The organism is Archangium sp. (genome assembly GCF_045802675.1).
Taxonomy (GTDB): domain Bacteria; phylum Myxococcota; class Myxococcia; order Myxococcales; family Myxococcaceae; genus Archangium.
Map to the genome: position 1 here is coordinate 34,978 of NZ_JBJMQO010000050.1, position 17,002 is coordinate 51,979.

Annotated in this window: 16 protein-coding genes; 6 read left to right on the forward strand and 10 right to left on the reverse strand. The window is 69.8% G+C overall.

The window, feature by feature from the left end; all coding sequences use genetic code 11:
• Positions 1-30 precede the first annotated feature (30 nt).
• The 3 genes from ACJ8AN_RS15095 to ACJ8AN_RS15105 are packed head-to-tail and all read right to left on the reverse strand — an operon-like array spanning position 31 to position 2,582.
• The gene (locus tag ACJ8AN_RS15095; RefSeq protein ID WP_407756046.1) at positions 31-813 is read right to left on the reverse strand and encodes a zf-TFIIB domain-containing protein; all 783 of its coding nucleotides are present in this window, start codon (positions 811-813) and stop codon (positions 31-33) included.
• Positions 810-1,361 (reverse strand): GNAT family N-acetyltransferase, encoded by a 552-nt coding sequence (locus ACJ8AN_RS15100; RefSeq protein WP_407756047.1) that lies wholly within the window; start codon positions 1,359-1,361, stop codon positions 810-812. The genes ACJ8AN_RS15095 and ACJ8AN_RS15100 overlap by 4 nt, the downstream gene beginning before the upstream one ends.
• Positions 1,362-1,394: 33 nt before the next feature.
• Complete coding sequence (locus tag ACJ8AN_RS15105; protein ID WP_407756048.1) at positions 1,395-2,582, reverse strand: winged helix-turn-helix domain-containing protein; 1,188 nt, start codon at positions 2,580-2,582, stop codon at positions 1,395-1,397.
• 270 nt (positions 2,583-2,852) lie between these two features.
• Here ACJ8AN_RS15105 and ACJ8AN_RS15110 point away from each other — a divergent pair, with 270 nt between their 5' ends.
• On the forward strand, positions 2,853-3,443 hold the full coding sequence (locus tag ACJ8AN_RS15110) for a head protein (RefSeq protein ID WP_407756049.1): 591 nt from the start codon (positions 2,853-2,855) through the stop codon (positions 3,441-3,443).
• 33 nt (positions 3,444-3,476) lie between these two features.
• Here the strand turns inward: ACJ8AN_RS15110 and ACJ8AN_RS15115 are convergent, their stop codons facing one another.
• Entirely contained in the window at positions 3,477-3,974 is a 498-nt protein-coding gene (locus tag ACJ8AN_RS15115) for a hypothetical protein (protein ID WP_407756050.1), read from the reverse strand.
• Between the two features lie 256 nt (positions 3,975-4,230).
• Complete coding sequence (locus ACJ8AN_RS15120) at positions 4,231-5,142, reverse strand: LysR family transcriptional regulator (protein ID WP_407756051.1); 912 nt, start codon at positions 5,140-5,142, stop codon at positions 4,231-4,233.
• A 71-nt stretch (positions 5,143-5,213) separates the two neighbouring features.
• Between ACJ8AN_RS15120 and ACJ8AN_RS15125 the strand changes: the two genes are divergently transcribed.
• From ACJ8AN_RS15125 to ACJ8AN_RS15140, 4 genes are all read left to right on the forward strand, one after another.
• The gene (locus tag ACJ8AN_RS15125; RefSeq protein WP_407756052.1) at positions 5,214-6,587 is read left to right on the forward strand and encodes an MFS transporter; all 1,374 of its coding nucleotides are present in this window, start codon (positions 5,214-5,216) and stop codon (positions 6,585-6,587) included.
• 95 nt (positions 6,588-6,682) lie between these two features.
• The gene (locus tag ACJ8AN_RS15130; RefSeq protein ID WP_407756053.1) at positions 6,683-7,624 is read left to right on the forward strand and encodes a hypothetical protein; all 942 of its coding nucleotides are present in this window, start codon (positions 6,683-6,685) and stop codon (positions 7,622-7,624) included.
• 3 nt (positions 7,625-7,627) lie between these two features.
• Positions 7,628-9,004 (forward strand): AHH domain-containing protein, encoded by a 1,377-nt coding sequence (locus tag ACJ8AN_RS15135; protein ID WP_407756054.1) that lies wholly within the window; start codon positions 7,628-7,630, stop codon positions 9,002-9,004.
• The gene (locus ACJ8AN_RS15140) at positions 9,001-9,576 is read left to right on the forward strand and encodes an imm11 family protein (protein WP_407756055.1); all 576 of its coding nucleotides are present in this window, start codon (positions 9,001-9,003) and stop codon (positions 9,574-9,576) included. The genes ACJ8AN_RS15135 and ACJ8AN_RS15140 overlap by 4 nt, the downstream gene beginning before the upstream one ends.
• Positions 9,577-9,599: 23 nt before the next feature.
• Here the strand turns inward: ACJ8AN_RS15140 and ACJ8AN_RS15145 are convergent, their stop codons facing one another.
• The 4 genes from ACJ8AN_RS15145 to ACJ8AN_RS15160 all read right to left on the reverse strand — a co-directional run bounded on the left by ACJ8AN_RS15145 (position 9,600) and on the right by ACJ8AN_RS15160 (position 14,093).
• Positions 9,600-10,856, reverse strand: a complete 1,257-nt coding sequence (locus ACJ8AN_RS15145; RefSeq protein ID WP_407756056.1) for a hypothetical protein — start codon at positions 10,854-10,856, stop codon at positions 9,600-9,602.
• Positions 10,857-10,972: 116 nt separating this feature from the next.
• Positions 10,973-12,364 (reverse strand): hypothetical protein, encoded by a 1,392-nt coding sequence (locus ACJ8AN_RS15150; protein WP_407756057.1) that lies wholly within the window; start codon positions 12,362-12,364, stop codon positions 10,973-10,975.
• Between the two features lie 98 nt (positions 12,365-12,462).
• Entirely contained in the window at positions 12,463-12,993 is a 531-nt protein-coding gene (locus tag ACJ8AN_RS15155) for a hypothetical protein (RefSeq protein WP_407756058.1), read from the reverse strand.
• 194 nt (positions 12,994-13,187) lie between these two features.
• Entirely contained in the window at positions 13,188-14,093 is a 906-nt protein-coding gene (locus ACJ8AN_RS15160) for a metallophosphoesterase family protein (RefSeq protein ID WP_407756059.1), read from the reverse strand.
• A gap of 174 nt (positions 14,094-14,267) precedes the next feature.
• Between ACJ8AN_RS15160 and ACJ8AN_RS15165 the strand changes: the two genes are divergently transcribed.
• Complete coding sequence (locus tag ACJ8AN_RS15165; RefSeq protein ID WP_407756060.1) at positions 14,268-15,431, forward strand: hypothetical protein; 1,164 nt, start codon at positions 14,268-14,270, stop codon at positions 15,429-15,431.
• Positions 15,432-15,590: 159 nt separating this feature from the next.
• Here ACJ8AN_RS15165 and ACJ8AN_RS15170 read toward each other — a convergent pair whose 3' ends face one another.
• A complete protein-coding gene (locus ACJ8AN_RS15170; protein ID WP_407756061.1) occupies positions 15,591-16,760 on the reverse strand; it encodes a hypothetical protein in 1,170 nt (389 codons plus the stop codon).
• Between the last annotated feature and the right edge of the window lie 242 nt (positions 16,761-17,002).

The window sequence follows — 17,002 nt, forward strand, 5'->3', positions numbered from 1 at the left end:
TGTGTGGCGTTTGCCGGGGTGGGGGGAAATTCAGAAGAAGATGCCGACGACGATGCTGATGCCTTCGCCGATGAGGTCGAGGGCGGCCGACACGGCGCTCGTGTCACGCCGCATCCCGGCGGAGCCGGAGGACAGCTCGACGGGAGGAATGGCATCCGAGCGGTGCTCGGACTTCAGCTCATTCGGGCGCTGCGAGGATTTCGGGTGGAAGCTCCCCTGCTTCAGGTTGTCCATGAGGAGCCGGGCGGCCACCTCGGGCGCCACGTCGCGGCGCGAGCCCGTGGCCCGCTGTGCGTCGCTCACCGTGGTGCGCACGCAGTCCGGGTCGAGCAGGGAGAGCGGGGCCTCGCAGCGCACGCAGGCCGTCAGGTTCGCCAGCCGCACGGGCTCGCCGCAGTCCGAGCACAGCAGGGTGTCCACGTGCTTGCGCAGCTCGGTGAGCTCGCGGGGCGTGAGGCTCCGGGCGATGCCCTTCTCGCGCAGGAAGTGGAAGAAGGTGATGAAGTGCCCGTGTCCCTTCGGGCAGCGCGAATAATGAAAGCGATTGTTGTGCGCCAGATCATGCGCCAGCTCGAGCTTCGCGTCGCAGCGCGGACAGGACATGCCCCGTCTGTCCTGGGGACGGCGCGCGGTGCGCTGCGCGTGCATCTCGCGGAAGAGAGACAGCGTGCCCGCCGCGGAGAGCTGCCGGCTCTCGTTCGAGTCGAACCACAGGCCCCGGCAGCCGTGGCACACGTCCACCTCGACAGGCGCGCCCGTGCGTCCCTCGAAGGACTGCATGGCCATGGGCTCCTTGCACTCGGGGCACTTCATCGCACCTCCAGGGCGCGGCGCAGGACGTGGAAGACGCTCTGCTTGTTGCCGAACTCGGCGATGACCTGCTTCACGGGCTCGAAGCCCCGGCGCGCCCAGAAGCGCTGGCCCGCCTCGTTGTGCTCCGAGACGGCCAGGCGCAGGTGCGCGGCGCCGTGCCGCACCAGCCACTCCGTCAGCGTGTCCATGAGCGCGGCGCCCAACCCCTGGTTGCGATGCGCCGGCTCGAGCACCAGCAGGCCCAGGTACCACTCGCGCGGCTCGGGGTAGTCGCGGATGACGTCGATGGCGCCGACCAGCCGTTGGGTGCCGTCGAAGACGCCCATGCCGAACTTGTCCACGAGCGTCTTGCGCGGAGGCAGATCCGAGAGCAGCTCGCGAATCATCTGCCCGGGGTCCGGCGGCGAGCCGTAGTGGAGCTCGAGGTGCTCCAGGCAGCGCTCCCCGAGCTTGCGGATGATCGGCGCGTCCTCCTCGGAGACCCGCCGCACCCGGTACTCCCCGACCTCGAACAGGATCTCTCCTCTGGGAGCTGTCGTGCGCCACATGTCGGGGTGCAACCCTAGCAGGTGGCGCGAGCCTCAGCCCACCCGCGCCCGGGGCCGGCGCACCTTCGTGGCACCGAGCGCCTTGGCATGGCGCGTCAGGGCCTCGTCGAGCGCCGCGTCGTCCAGCTTCACGCCCTTCTCCCTCCACAACTTCTCCACTCGCAGTACGCCGTCCTGCACTCGTGCTTCCAGCCGGCCCACGAGCTGTCCCCGGTGCAGCAGCGGGCACACGTACCAGCCCCAGCGGCGCTGCGCCTCGGGCTTGTACACCTCCCACACGTACTCGAAGCCGAAGAGCTGCTGCACGAGCGCTCGGTCCCAGAGCAGGGGCTCCAACGGGCCGAGTATCCGCATGCGCTCGTCGGGCGCCGTCACGGGACGCGAGCGGAAGCCGGCGGGAGCGAGGTAGCGCCGGGGCGAGCCGGGCAGGGCCACCTCCTCGAGCAGGCCCTCGCGCACCAGGGCGTCGGGCAGCGGCGAGGTGCGCACCGGGGAGAGGGTGGACCAGTGGGGACCGCTCGCGCGGGAGAGCAGGCCCGTGGCCTGGACGCGCTCGGTGAGGGCCCAGCGCGCGAAGGCCTCGTCGCCGGAGTAGCCCACGGAGGCGCGAGCCACCTCGGGGAGGGCCCGGTGCGGCACGTCATAGCGTTTGCCTCCGGGGCCGCGGCCGCACACGACGATTTCACAGCGCGTCCACAGCACCTCGAGCGCCATGGAGGTGGCCTTCCCCGTGCCCTTCCATCCGTTCCATTCGAGCGGATTCACGGCGCCGTGGTCGGTGAGCTCCGAGGCGGTGAGGGGGCCACGGGCCTGGAGCTCCTCGAGGACGGCGCCGAGCACGTTTTGCGGCAGGCGCTCGAGGCGCGTGGCGAGGCGCCACCACGGGGTTTCGAGGGAGCGCTCGCGGTAGTGGGGGAAGGCGCTGGCGGGGAGGAGGCAGCGCTCCTTGGCCCAGTGCTCGAAGGCATGGCCCGGGTAGAGGTGGCGGTAGACGTCGCCCTTGGAGAGGCCGTCCACGCGCGCGAGCGCCACGAGGTCCGCGTTGGTGCCGATGACGTCGAGCGGATCGAGTTGGATGTGACGCAGGTCGCGCAGCAGCGCGCGTACGCCCTCGGCGCCGGAGGGCCACGAGGGCGTGGCGAGCCCGAGGTGGCTGACGAGCCAGGCCCGCGCCTCATCGAGGGGCAGCGTCACGGCGGGAGGAAGAGTCTTCTTCGGCATGGGGGAAGCGGGAGTCTACCTGCCGAGCCGGGCCAACTCGCACGCCTCGGAGATTTGTTTGCAGTGGCGTCGCCATTTTGGCGTATCTAGCGTCGCTCGAATGAAACGAGCGAATCGCCACCTCGTCCTGGGAACGATGACCCTACTGGGGGCACTCGCGTCCGGTTGCGCATCGGGGACGGCAACTCTGGGTCCGACCGGCGAAGCGAGCATCCGTGAATCCCTGGCGATGGCCAGAGGCGGCGAGCCTCACCTGAAGGCGGTGGCGCCGTGACGATTTTCGACCGTATCCTCGAGGCGCAGGAACTGCTCGGGCAGACTCGCGAGGACTCTCGATCCCCCGAGGAGAAGGAACTCTTCCACCTCGCCATCGATGCGCTCTGGTTCATCTGGACGAATGGCCAGGCAGATGAGTTCGCGGACTATCGGAAAGACGTCCAGGCCGAGGCCCCGGCCCGAGTCGTGGCCACGTTCAAGACGCGCGACGAAGCAGATGCCTGGTTGAACGCGAACCCCCAGCCACCTGATCTGGCTTATGTGCTGATCGCGGATGAATACCACATCGTCATGTATTCTCGTGAGCGCGGAATCCGAGCACTCGCCCCACATCCGACGCTCGAGTTCCACATCGAGGAGATGACGAGAGACGGCCTCCCTCCGGCGGTGGCTACGTTCAACAGCCGTGAGGAGGCAGAAACATGGTTCAACGGGCAATCAGAGCCGCCCGCGCAGACAGTCATCCAGATTGGGGGCGAGCGCTACCTGGCGGCGTACTACCGGAACATCCATCACCGTGCCCTCTTCCCCTTCTCCATCGTCGAGCGTCGAAGGAAGGGGAAGAAGGACGGCCCGGGGAAGTAGAAGCAGCGGAGGAAGTGGCGTCTGGGGAGCGGACTACTTGTCGAGCTGCGCGAACTCGCACGCCTCGGAGATCTGCTTCGACTGAGGGAATAGTGCGCGGGCGCTCTGCGCGGTACGCGCGGCCTCGTCCATCTTATCCTGTTCGCCGAGCGACTCGATGAGGCCCGCCCAGGACTCCTCCAGCGATTCCAGCGCCTTCGCCGAGGCTTCCCGGTACAGGGCTTCCGCGGCCTGGGGAGAAGCACGCACGACGCTCATGAAGCGAGCCAGCCCGATAAGGGCCGCGGGTTCCCGGCCCGAGGACTCCACCGCAGCGTGGAGCATCCGCTCGATCTCGCCGAAGTAGGCCTCCGGTGGGCCGGAGTCGTCTTTATTCCAGAGCTCGGCTCTGCTCGAAATCAGTAGTGCGGGGACGAAGGCTGGGCAATGCGTTCGGAGGCTCTCGAGGAGTTGTAATTGCCGGGGACTTCCCAGCTCCAGACTCCTGGCTTCAGAGAGCAACTGCTGCAGCTCACGCGGGCTCGGGTGCATGATCTCCTCAGATTTTCTGAAGAAGTCGCGAACTGTCCTTGGCGACGTCTTTCAAGAGCTTCAATGCGGTGCCTCTGCTTCCGCGAACTGACCTTCGGCGATGAGATGGTTGATCCGCGCTTCCGCGGAGCTACGCCCAAAGCCTGCTCCGCCACCTACGTCATGAGAATGCGCGCAGGAAGTCAGCACGCTCCCCAGGAGGAGCAGCATGAGGAAAGCCGCCCTGTGTGGAATCAGGTCCATGCGGCGGAAGATATCAGACCGTGTTCGCGCTCGGCCCTTTGGCCTGGCGCAGCGAGTCCACGATGAATGTCTTCAGCGCTCGCGCGGCCGCCGTGAGGTACTCCTCGCCCCGGTGCACCAGGGCCACCTGCCGTCTCGGACCGCCCTTCTTCACCTCCACCACGTCGAAGCCTCGCGCGGCATGGTCTCTCGCCATCAGCTCCGGCAGCAGCGCCACCCCCAGTCCCCGCTCCACCATCCGCCTCATCCCCTCCGCGTTGTCCATCTCCACCGCCACCCGCGGCTTCACGCCCCTCGCCTCGCACGCCGCCTCCAGCGCGTACGTGCCCGCCATCCCCGGTATCACCACCAGCGGCTCCTCCACCGCCTCCGTCAGCTCCACCGGCCGCTTCAGCTTCGCCAGCCGGTGCCCCCGTGGCACCGCCAGCACCAGCGCCTCCTCCCATAGTTTCTGCGCCACCAGGTCCAACCGCTTCAGCGGCAGGCTCACGATGCACAGGTCCAACTCGCCGCTCGTCACCCGGGCTTCCAGCACGTCGTGCGTTCCCTCGCTCAGCCGGGGCAGCACCTCCGGGTAGCGGCCCTTGAAGGCCCGCACCAACTGCGGCAGCAGGTACGTCCCCACCGAGTGCAGTGTCCCCAGCGACACCGTTCCCCTCGGCGTCGTCGTCAGCGCGCCGAGCTCCGCCGTTCCCACCGTCAGCGCGTCCAGTGCGCGCCTCGCGTGCGGCAGGAAGCGCTCTCCCGCGTCCGTCATCACCACCCCGCCTGGAGCCCGGACGAGCAGCTTCACGCCCAGCTCCGCCTCCAGCGCCTGCAGCTGGCGCGACAGCCCCGGCTGCGACACCCCCAACTGCTTCGCCGCCACCGTGAGCCGGCCCTCTCGCGCCACCTGCACGAAGGCCTTGAGCTGTTCCGTATTCATGCGTCCTCCGCATGCACTCTATGCGTGAGATGCGGTTTCCGCATGTCTCCCCGTGGGCTATTCATGGGGACATGGATGCGAGTGTTTCCGAGCTTCAGCCCGCCGCCCGTCCCGGCCTGGCGCGGCGCATGGCCACCACCGCGGTGCTGCTCGGCCTGGTGGTCTCCGCCTTCGAGACCACCGTGGTCACCAGCGCCATGCCCACCCTCACCCGGGAGCTCGGCGGCCAGCACCTCTACTCGTGGGTGTTCTCCGCGTACCTCTTCGCCTCCACCGTCGGCATGCTCCTGTTCGGCAAGCTCGCCGACAACCTCGGCCGCAAGCCCGTCTTCTCCCTCGGCATGGGCCTGTTCCTGCTCGGCTCGGTGCTCTGCGGTGCCGCGCGGTCCGTGCCCGCCCTCATCGCCTTCCGCGTCATCCAGGGGCTCGGCGCCGGCGCGCTCCAGCCCACCACCATGACCATCAGCGCCGACCTCTACACGCTGCGCGAGCGCGCCGCCGTGCAGGGTGTCTTCACCGGCGCCTGGGGAGCCGCCACCGTCGTGGGCCCGCTCATCGGCGGCTGGCTCGTCATGCATGCCTCGTGGCGCTGGGCCTTCCTCGTCAACGTCCCCGTCGGCCTGCTCGCGCTCGCGCTGCTCCATGTCTCCTACCGCGACCCCGAGCGCGCCTCCACGCGCGTCGACGTCTGGGGGCCTGCCCTCGTGGGTGCCTCGCTCGGCCTGCTCCTCTTCGCCTTCGAGCGCGGCGGCGCGGGCGGCCTGCGCCTTCCCTTCGCGCTCCTCGCCTGTGGAGGGCTCGTCACCGTCGCCCGCCAGCAGCGCACCTCGCCCTCCCCGCTCATCCCGCTCGAGCTGCTGCGCGACCGCACCGTCCTCAGTGGCGTGCTCGGCGGCCTGGTGGGCGGCGGCCTGCTCTACTCCACCACCGCCTTCGTCCCGCTGTGGATGACCGAGCGCGGGGGCTACACGCCCCTCATGGCCGGGCTCGCCCTGGTGCCGCTGCTCGCCGGGTGGGCGTGCGGCTCCACCTTCGGGGTGCGCGTCTTCGTGCGCGGTGGCCTCCGGGCCAGCGCCGGAGGGGGCTTCGCCATTGCCCTGCTCGGCGCCGCGCTGTTCGCCCTCGGGGTCGCGCATGGCTGGGGCCTCGCCGCCACGTTCGCGAGCCTCGGCCTGCTGGGGCTGGGGCTCGGGCCGGCCGCGTCCACCTCGCTCATCGGCCCCCAGACGCGCGCCCCCTGGCACCACCGGGGCATGGTGACGAGCGCCCTGTACGCCACGCGCATGCTCGGCGGCTCGTTCACCATCGCCGCCCTGGACCTGGTGCATGGGGGCTTCGCCCCGCGCTTCGCCCTCGTCGCCGCGCTCGCCGGGACGGCCGCCCTGACGCTCTCCACGCTCGCCCCCGGCCGCGTGGTGACCGAGGCCGGCCCCTCCGCCTCCTGAGCCTCCGCTCGCCTCCCCTCCGGGCTCCCGGGCGGCACCTCCCGGACGGTGGGTTTCTTCGCACCCGGGCCCCGGACACGTCATGATGCGCCGTCATGGGAAGCACGAAGTATCCAGAGCGGCGGTTCGGGGTCTGCCTGGCGTTCCTGCTGGGGACGCTCGTCACGGGTGGCGCCGCGCGCGCCCAGGACGCGAGCACCCCGCCCCCTCCCGCCCCGGAGGCCGCCAGTGCGGCGCAGGCGCCGGCCGCCGCCGCCCCGGCTCCGGAGACGGAGGTCACGCAGTGCGGTGACCTGCAGGTGGGCACGGGCGAGGGCCAGTTGCGGCCGCTCGGGCACGGCTACTACGCCGAGGGGAAGCGGGTGCGGCGCGGGTGCACGCTGTTGCTGCGCCGCCCGGTGAAGAACCGCGCGCCGGAGGCCTTCTCGCCGGCCGCGTTCCGCCCGCTCGGGTGCGGCTTCATCCGCTACGCGGCCAGCGTCTACTGGAGTCAGCCGCTGAGCGACGAGGACCACGTAAACGAGCCCAACGGCCAGCGCGCCGACGTGCTCACGAAGCTGGACCTCGCCGACGCGGAGACCTTCGAGGTGGACGCCGAGTGCCGGCCGCGCGATGCGCGCTTCTTCTATCTCAACCACGCGGCCCGCTCGGAGCTGCCCGCCTTCGTCGCGGTGCCGCGCGGGGATGGGCAGGGGTACGAGGAGCTCGGGTGCGGCTTCGTGCGCTACGAGGGCCGGGTGTTCTTCGGCACGCGGCTGGTGGAGGGAGCGCATGCGCCCTCGTTCACGTCGGTGCTGGGGCGTCTGCCCTATGTCGAGTGCGGCTCGGGCATGTATGGGAAGGACAAGGCCAAGGTGTGGTGGCAGCAGGAGCTGCTGCGCGGCGCCAAGGCGAAGACGTTCCGGATTCCCAAGGACGAGAACCCCGAGTTCCGCGTGTCGTGTGATGGGCGCCGCTCGTTCCAGCTCGCTTCCGCGGACAAGAGGCCGAACCTGCTCTGCCGCGTGGTGAAGAAGCCGGTGAAGAAGCGCAAGTAGGCCGTGTCTCCGCGAGCCGCCCTCGTTCTCTGCCTGCTGCTGCCGTGGCTGGCCCGGGCCGCCCCACCCGAAGAGGGGTCGCGCCTTCCGGTGCTGGAGCGCGTGGCGGTGCGTGAGCACTCCGAGTCCTCGCCCGGTCTGGGGCTCGAGCTCACCTTCGAGCGACTCCCGCCGGACCCGGCCCTGGCGCGGTTCAGCGTGGAGGACGCACGCGCGTTCATCGAGGCCCTGGAGGCGGGATTCCAGGTGCCCCGGCCGCCGTCAGGGCCGCCTCCCGCGAAGCGCTTCCTGCTGGGAGCGGCCATGACGGGCACCCTTCTGGGACCACCGCCGGATGCCCGGTCCTCCTCGGACCTGGAGAGACAGGTGCGCTCGGGCTACGAGGAGCTCTTCGGCGCTTCCTCGCTCCCGCTGCCGTCCTCGCTGGAGAACAGCCGGTGGTTCCAGGCCCTCAAACTCTCGCCCCGGTACATGGGCGAGGGTGTGCGCGAAGCCGCCCTGGCGATGCTCAGCTCTCCCGCCGTCGCCTATTCCCTGGCCGTGTCCATGATGCTGTACATGGCGGCGTGGGCCGCGCCCGAGCCCGTCTTCTCCAAGGCATTCGCGGCGGCGGTGACGCTCGGGCTGTTGATGACCTACAGCGCGACGGAGCTCTACACGGTGGGGATGGCTTGCCTGAATCTCTACCGGGAGGCGGAGGCCGCGAGGACTCCGGAGCAATTGGAAGCGGTGGCCGAGCGCTTCGGCAAGGCGATGGGCGGAGTGGGGTTTCGGGTGTTGGTGACGGTGGCGGGAGCGAAGCTGGCGAAGGGATTGCCGGAAGTGCCCCGGGGAGGAATGTGGGGGCGCCTCTCGCCGCCGCGCTTCGCGTTCGCGGGAGGGGCCTCGCGGGGAAGCTTCATCGTGGGGGCGGGGACCCGAGCGCAGGTGAGCGTGGCGAATGGCACGGTGGTGCTCATGGGCGTGTCCGCGGGTACGACGTCTGCCGCGGCCTCGGCGGCGGTGGCGGCTTCACGGACGACGGGGGCCTGCCGGGAGGAGCCGGGCAAGGACGACGCCAAGAGCCATCACATCGCCACCAACAAGAACGACGTCGCCGAGGTCCGAGGCGGTCCCTGGACTCCCGTGTTCGAGGATGTCTTCGAGAAGGCTGGTATGAGCCTCGTTGATCCCGCGAACATCGTTCATCTCGTGGGACATCAGGGTCCCCATCCCGAGGAGTACCACCGAGAGGTCTATAGGCTGCTGAGTGATGCGGTTGATAAGTGTCAGACCCGAGCCGAGTGCAAACGCAAACTCATCGAGGCGCTCGATGAAATTGCAGGTAACATCTGCAAGCCTGGTTCGAAGCTCAACAAGCTGCTCACGAGAAAACCATGAGTGCGCAAAATCGATATTTTGAGCTGATGGATGATTTTCATATCCCGGGGCGCTGGTATGTGAAAGGTCCGCTAGATGATCAAGGGAGGGAACTCATTCCCTATCAGTTCCGGCGGGGGGAAATACTCAGATGGGATGCCCCTCTTTTTCTCCCCGTGAGGCATCAGGGACTTGCACTTGATTTCACTCAGACGGGCCTTGGATTCATCGTCGTCAGCAGTCGTTTCGTTTCCATCTGCGAGCGGCTGGGCATCCAGAACGAGGTCCAATTCGTCCCAGCCCGGGTGGAAGGGCATTCCGAGCCCTATTTCGTCCTCAACCCCCTTCGCATCGTCAAATGCGTCGATGAGGCTCGCTCCGAGGAGTTCTCGGTCTACGAGCCCGGGTACGACGATCCCGAGAAGGTGGGCCATTACCGGATGCTCTTTGGGCTGAAGATCGACCCCGAGAAGGTAGGGGACGCCAGCATCTTCCATCCGTGGGGCTGGACCGTGGTCCTCATCGTCTCCGAGCGTGTCAAACAGGCCATTGAAGAGGAAGGACTGATCCGCCCCCAATTCACCGAGGTCTGAGCTCGCGAAGTCGTGAGCAGTTTCTATTCGGCCAGTGGATCCTCGATGGGTCCCGGCATCACCCACAGCGCCGTGGGCTCGCGGTAGCCGCCCTCGAACGAGTCGAGAATCGGTGGCCAGCGATCCCAGAACGTCGCCCAGCCGTAGTCCGTCGGCGGTGAGGTGAGCGGATTGCCGTCCCGATCCGGACGCGCATACGCGTAGTCCGCCAGCGTCCACTTCAGCGTGCCGAAGTACACCACCAGCATCGGCGTCATCGCCCGCATCACCTCTGGGCGCGACACCTCGTCCGCGTGTACCTGCGCCGGAAGGAAAGCCGGTTGCACCGCATCGTGCTGCTCGCGCCACGCCAGGTAGTTGTTGGCCAGGGCGATGAGCGCCTCTCGCTCCAGCGTCTCCGGAGTGAGCCGCGCCCGCTCGTAGAGCGCGAAGGCCGCCACCACCAGGCTCCTCCCATCCATGCCTGGAAAGAGCGCGTCGAAGGCATGGGGCCTCGGCACCTCGTGCGCATGGGCGAGCGCGTACCCGTAGGCGAGCCGCGCCTCCTCGGGCCTCGCGCCGGGCAGCGGGAACTCCGCGAGCACGCGCTCGGGCGTCACCTCCCCGGTGGACGAGCGCCACGCCAGGTACGCGTTCGCCGCGCCGCCGATGTCCGCGAAGATGTCCACGTTGCCCTCGTTCAGCGTGCGCTCCAGCGTGCGCACCATGGCCTCCGCCTTGTCGAGCGGCTGTGGGGCGGGCGCGCTCCAGTAGAGCGAGGCGAAGCGCGACGCGGTGAGGGCGAGTGAGCGCGGGTCGGCGAGTGCCTCGCCATTCATCCCCGTGAGGAGCGCGCCGAGCGACGCGGCCGCGTCCGGGGGAAGTCCCTGGGCCACGAGCTCCAGCGAGAGCCGCTCCACGGACAGGCGCACCTCCCCCGAGAGGCCCACCCGGTCGAGCGCCTCCCGCACGGACAGCGAGGGCCGCTCCCGCGCCGCGTCGAGCACGTGCCGGGCGATGGCCGCACTGAGCATGCCCTTGCCGGCCGCATGCGAGGCGTGGGGTGCGAAGGCGAACCAGTTGGGGCGCACGCCGCTCGGGCCTCCGGGCTGGAAGTCCGGGTCGAGCAGCGCCTGGAAGGCCTGGGCGAGCTGGATGTAGCCCGCGGTGATGCGGCGGTTGTCCTCCAGCGGCGTGGAGCCTTCCGCGGCTCGCGTGGATGGAGCCGACAGAAGGGCGACCAGCAGCAGCGCGGCGAGGACGTGCCCACGGCATGGAGGGCGCGAGGAGGCTTCGTGCACGAGGATGCTCCCGGTGTGGATTCAGGGTGGGGAGCTCGAGGGTATTCATCCCCCACGGCCTTCCCAGCCACCCCGGCCGGGAGCGTCCGCCGGGACGTCCAGCGGACAACCCTTCCCTACCGCGGCCCCTCGCTGGCCGAGCCCTCCGCGCCCGTGCCGCCGAGCTTCTCCTTCAACGTGTCCAGCCGCTGCTGGCCCGCCTCGCGCGCCTTGTCGAGCACGCCACCGGCCTCGCGCACCATGTCCTCCCTCTTCACCGCCGCCACGCCCCGCCGCACCCGGTCCATCCACTGGATGGGCTCGTACACCTGCTTCGCCCGCTCCTCGCCCAGCACGGTGACGAGAATCTTCTCCAGGCCACCGGCCCTCGCCACCAGCGCGCGCACCAGGATGACCGCCGCGCGCTGCTGCCGGAGCACGGGCAGGCTCTTGCCGTGCGAGCGCAGCTCCTCGGTGCTGGCGCGGATTTCCTGGCGCGTGGGCTCGTCCAGGTACGGGCTGCCCGCCAGCTTGTCGAGGCTCGCCGCCGCCTCCGCGTAGCGCTCGCGCCGCGAGTGCACCATCGCCCAGCCCCACCACGTCAGCTCGTTCTCAATCCCCAGCTTCTCCAGCGAGCCGAGCCCCCGCTCCACGTCGTCCGCCGCCGGCCCCTCGCGCTTGAGCTGCATCCGGTTCCACGCGCGCAGGAAGTAGCCCATCGCGAGCAGCGTCTCGCGCTCCTGCGCCGCCGTCGTTCCCCGCTCGCGCAGCAGGTGGAGGTCTTCCTCGGACAGTTGCTCCACCTCCGTCAGGTACGTGGTGAGCTCCTCCTCGGTCGCGTAGTGGTAGCCCGCCTGTAGGAAGGACAGGCCCCGGAAGGCCCGCGACGCCATCCGCAGCGTGGCCGGCCACTCGGGCCTCGGCGTGGCGCGCGAGAACTCGTACAGCGTCAGGTCCGACAGCGGCATCCGGTTGCCCTGGTCCGCCGTGTCCAGCGCCACCAGCACCGTTCCCGTGAGCAGGTGCTCCATGCCGCCGTCGTAGCCGGGCAGGAAGGCGCTCGGGGGCTCATGCGAGGCGAGCTGCAGCTTCGTCCACAGCAGCGGGTAGTCGTCCTCGTCGTGCTCCCGCAGCGTCTGCTTCGCCTGGTAGAAGGCGATGGCGAGCCGCAGGTACGTGCGCGCCTCCCGCGTCGCGTCCTCCGCCGTGGCCTGCTTCGTGGACAGGTTGCGCGTCTCCTCGAGCAGCTTCCAGAGCGCCGTCACCGCCTCGGGCTCCTGCCCCGTGCCCTGCGCCCGCACCGTCAGCTTGAGCGCGCGGTAGGGCACCAGCGCGTTGGAGTCGCGGATCTGCTGCTCGATTTTCGCCCGCTCCTCGGCGGCGCGCTCGGCGTCCGTCTTGTGGCAGCCGCCGCACGCGGTGAGCAGCGCGAGCGTCAGCGCGGCCAGGCGGTGGCGCAGCCGGTGGGCCCGGGAGGACGGAAGCTCGGAAGGAGGAGGGAGGGACGGCGTCTCACGGGAAGCGGGCATCGCGTGCGAAGGCTAGCCGCTCGGGGGCTCGGGACGTAAGGGGACCCGGCCCGCTCCCCGCGTGGACCGGATGGAGCCCGCGCACCGGGAGTCACGGTTCAGTTGAGGATGACGGAGCAGACGCCGTCGGAGCACTGCAGCCCGGTGCAGCACACCGTGCCCGCGCCGCACGCGCTACCCTCGACGACGCACACCGGGGTGCCCGCGTCCGTCTGAGGATCCGTCGTCCCCGCGTCCGAGCCCGGGCCCGTGGTGCCGCCATCCGACCCCGTCCCGCCGCCCGGGTCCGTGGTGCCGCCATCCGGCTCGGAGGTGCCCTCACACGCGCCGAGTGTGTCTCCATGCTTCAGGTGCGCCTTCACCGCGGGCTGCCCCACCCGGATCGTGTGCGCATTGGCCGGATTGCCCGGAGGAATATGACAGACGGTCACCCGGCCATCGTCATCGCCCGCCGTGGAGTCTCCCTCGTCGGCCGTGGTGCTTCCGCCGCCCGCGTTCAGGTTGTCTCCCTGGAGGCTCGGATCGCTGTGGCCCTCCTCCGGCAGCCCGGTTCCGCAGCCTCCCACGAGGCCCACCCACAGCGTGGCAACGAGAATCGAGGAGGTGGTCAGCGCCTTCTTCAGTCCCATGGAGTTCCTCACGTTCAGACGTGTTTTCCCCCTGCTCCTCTAGTGTTGTGCACGCCGTCTGGGAATGGATCCGCCGGGCGCTCTTTCTGTCCGCTACCCGCGCGCCCGTACAAACACGGAGGAGTGTTCCCGTGTCTGTGTTCTCACGCGGGTGGCTCCAGGTGCGCCCACCGGGTCCAATGACATACAGGCGCTCAGTGGCAGGTGCCCCGGCCCTCGTCCCGCACGGTGCCGCCCACCTGGAGGAATTCCCACGCGTAGCCGTCCTCCTCCAGCGTCAGCTTCACCAGCCCGAACGTGTTCGCCAGCCGCACCTCGCTGTTCGCCAGCGTCGGGCCGAAGGCATACAGGTCCTTTCCCCCCGTCCCCACCACCAGCTCGAGCAGGCCCCGCTCCGCGTCCGCCACGCCCTCGGGCGTCTGCGGGGCGAAGCGCTCGTAGAAGTGGTCATGCCCCGCCAGCACCACGTCCGCCCCCGCCTCGTACAGCACCTCCCACAGCCCCTTCACCACCGAGTTGTCCCGGCCCATCCCCGAGCTGAACAGAGGCCGGTGCAGGTACGCCAGCGTGCAGCGCGCCGGGTGCGCCTTCAAATCCTCGCGCAGCCACTGCTCCTGCTCGCGCAGCCCCGGCTCCGGCAGCTCGCTGTTGAGCGCCACCACGTGCCAGGTGCCCAGCTCGTAGCTGTAGTAGCCCTTGCCCGGCTCCCCCGCCGCCTCGCCGAAGTAGTCGAAGTACGGGCGCGCCTTCGCCGAGTGGTACTCGTGGTTGCCCGGCACCGGCCGCGTCCGCTGCTTGTGCCTCCCCCACGACGGGGCGTAGCAGCGCGCGTAGTCCTCCGCCGAGCCGTCCGGGTACACGTTGTCTCCCAGCGTGAGGACCGTGCCCTCGATGGAATCCAGCATCGCCGCCGTGGCCTCGTCCCGGTCCGAGTCGCAGTCCGCGATGTCTCCGGCCGCCACCACCACCGCGGGCGAAGCAGTCCCCGTGGGACTCGGGGCCGGGCCCGTTCCCGAGGACGCTCCCGGTGTCTGACAGGCGGTCAGTGACAGCAACAGCGCGGCGCTCCCCGCGCGGTGCAGCAGGTGCGAGAGATTCATGGGCTCCACTCCTTCAGGGTCGTCATTCGGGCAGGGCTACGGGGGCCGGGTCCTGTAGGGGGTGGAGTGCCGGACGGTCAAGACCCCCGGCGCTTCTCGTGCCCTCGTCCGCGTGGCGCAGGGACTGTCAGCAGCTTGCGCCTGGCCCCGCATTGAGAGCAGGGTTCGAGCACCATGCTCTCACTCCTTCTCCTCGTCCTCGCGGCGCAGACGCCGGCCGCTCCCGCCACGGGTCCCGCCATCGAGCCGGTCTTCGTGGCCTACACCGCCGAGCTGGAGCGTGGCATCAGCTCGGGCGACGCGGCCGTGCTGGACTCGCGCATCGACGTGGAGCAGCTCATCGCGCGCTCCACGCGCGGCATCTCCGCCCCCAAGGGTTTCGCCGATGGCTTCGGCCAGGGCGTGCGCCGCTCGGGCGTGCCGCTGGGCAAGCAGCTCGTCGCCGCCTGGGATGACGAGTCCGACTTCCACCTGCTGCGCATGCGCCTGGACGGCACTACCCCGCACGCCCTCTTCCGCGTCATCTCCAAGGCTGGCATCAACTACCTGGACCTCGAGCTGGCCCGCGACGCCAAGGGCGCCGTCGTCGTCTCCGACATCTACCCGTACATCTCCGGCGAGCTGCTCAGCGACACCCTGCGCCGCACCTACCTCCAGGCCGCCAACGAGTCGGGCCTCGACCTCGTGGACAAGCTGATGGGCAAGGAGCAGGAGTTCATCAAGAACCTCCCCAAGCTCCAGGACATGCAGCGCTTCGCCCGCGAGGAGAAGTTCACCGAGGTGGTGAAGACGTTCAACGAGCTGCCCGCCTCGCTGCGCCAGAACAAGTCCTTCCTCCTCATCCGCCTCAACGCCTCCTCGCACCTGGAGGAGACCGAGTACCAGAAGGCCATCGCGGACTTCGAGAAGGCCTTCCCGGATGATCCGTCCCTGGATCTCATCTCCATCGACGGCCAGATGATGCGCAAGGACTACGCCGCGGTGATGAAGACGATTGAGCAGCTGGATGCCCGGGTGAAGGACCCCTACCTCCACTACCTGCGCGGCAGCGTGATGCTGGAGAAGGGCGACGGCAAGGAGGCTCGCCGCTACTTCCAGTCCGCCATCGACGCCGAGCCCCGCCTCGTCATGCCCTACTGGGTGATGATCAGCCTGTCGCTCACGGACAAGAAGTACAAGGACACGGCCCGCTACCTCACCGGCATCGAGCGCGGCGCGGGGGTGCGGCTGAGCGACCTGAAGGAGCTCGAGCAGTACCAGGGCTTCGTCAAGTCCAAGGAGTACAAGGCCTGGAACAAGGAGCGCCAGGCGCGGCTGGCCGCCGACGCGGCGCCCTGACGCGGGCTGAGCCCATGGGCGAGGTCCTGGCAGGGGGGAGGCTCCGGGCGCGTTTTCCCGCGACTGGTCCGATGGTCGTACCAGTCGGGACGAAGCGCGACCGGAAGGGGCCTCGTTCCTGGCCGCGAGCGCACCCCGGACAGGACTTCCCCACCTGGCTCAGCCGAGGCCGAGCCGGCCCAGCGTCACCTCGCGCACCTTCGGGATGCGGAAGCGGTAGAGGAAGGCATCCGCGAAGTAGTGCGCGAGCACGATGGCGTTCATCACCGTCACGCCGAGCGTCCACAGCGGCTCCTGGCGCAGCAGGAAGCGGGAGGCCGCTCCGCGCGTGGCGGTGTCCACCAGCGGCACGAAGGGGCTCTGCGCCAGCCCTACCACAATGAGCGGCAGCATGATGCCGAGCATCGCCGCCCAGACGGCCCCCCCGCGCAGCCGCGACTCCGCCTCGCGCGCCGTGGGCTCCAGCATGCGGCCCGTGAGGAAGAAGTACTCCAGCCCGTGGATGCCCGCGCTCAGCACCACGCCCCACGCCGGCCACACGAGGTACACCGCCACCACCGCCGCGTGCCCCAGCACGTACAGCCGCCTCGGGCCGCTCGTCCCCGAGGGCCCTCGCAGCGCCGCCCCCAGCCGGAAGGCGAACCCCGCCCACACCGCCAGCAGCACCCACGTGGTGGCGTAGGGCAGTGCCCCGGCCTCGGCCTGCCCCACGTTCACCAGCGGGAAGTCCCCCGGCCTGCCCGTCACCGGCACCGCCAGCGTGCGCACCATCAGCAGCACCAGCGCCAGCGGCACGAAGAGGCGCTGCAGCCGGCGCTCGGCGTCCGACAGCGAGGGCACCCCGGCCGTCCGCGCCTTCAGCCCGTGCAGCGCCCAGAGGCCCTTCACCTGCGAGAGCGTGTGGTGCGCCGCGAGCAGGTGGATGCCCGCGGACAGAAGCAGGTTGAGCTGGGGTGCCCGCTCGCCCGCGTACCAGAGCAGCCCGAGGCACACCGCGAACACCGCCGAGGAGCCTCCCACCAGCAGCCGTGCCTGGGAGGGCGTGGTGTGCAGCAGCTCGCGCCGCGCGCCCACCAGCAGGAAGGTGAGGATGACGTGCGTGCCATTGAAGAGCACGTACTGCGACGCCCACCGCCCGAGCGCCCGCGAGTACCCGTCCACGCCCTCGCCCGTGGTGCCCGCGAGCCACATGGAGAAGAGCGTCACCAGCGCCGGTACCAGCAGCAGGCTCACGTCCACCCGGGGCGAGAAGAGCCACAGCCCCTCGAAGCGGACGGCGGAGGCGGACGGGGCCGCGGACGGGGACAACGCGGGAGCGGGCTGGGACATGCCGCGCCCATTATAGGACGCTTGCCGCCTCACTTCCCGAGCCCGCCCGGCTGCTGCGCCGTCGAGCGCCGGACGCCTGCGCACGCATTCCTCTGGACAGCGCCCCTCTGCCCGTAAGATGCGCGCCCTCATGCGCTCCCGCTCTCTTCTGCTCTCCGTGCTCGCGCTCTCCGCCCTCGGAGGCTGCGCGACCGCTCGCGGCCCCGCTTCCGCCGAGCCCGAGTCCGTCTCCCGTCCCTCCA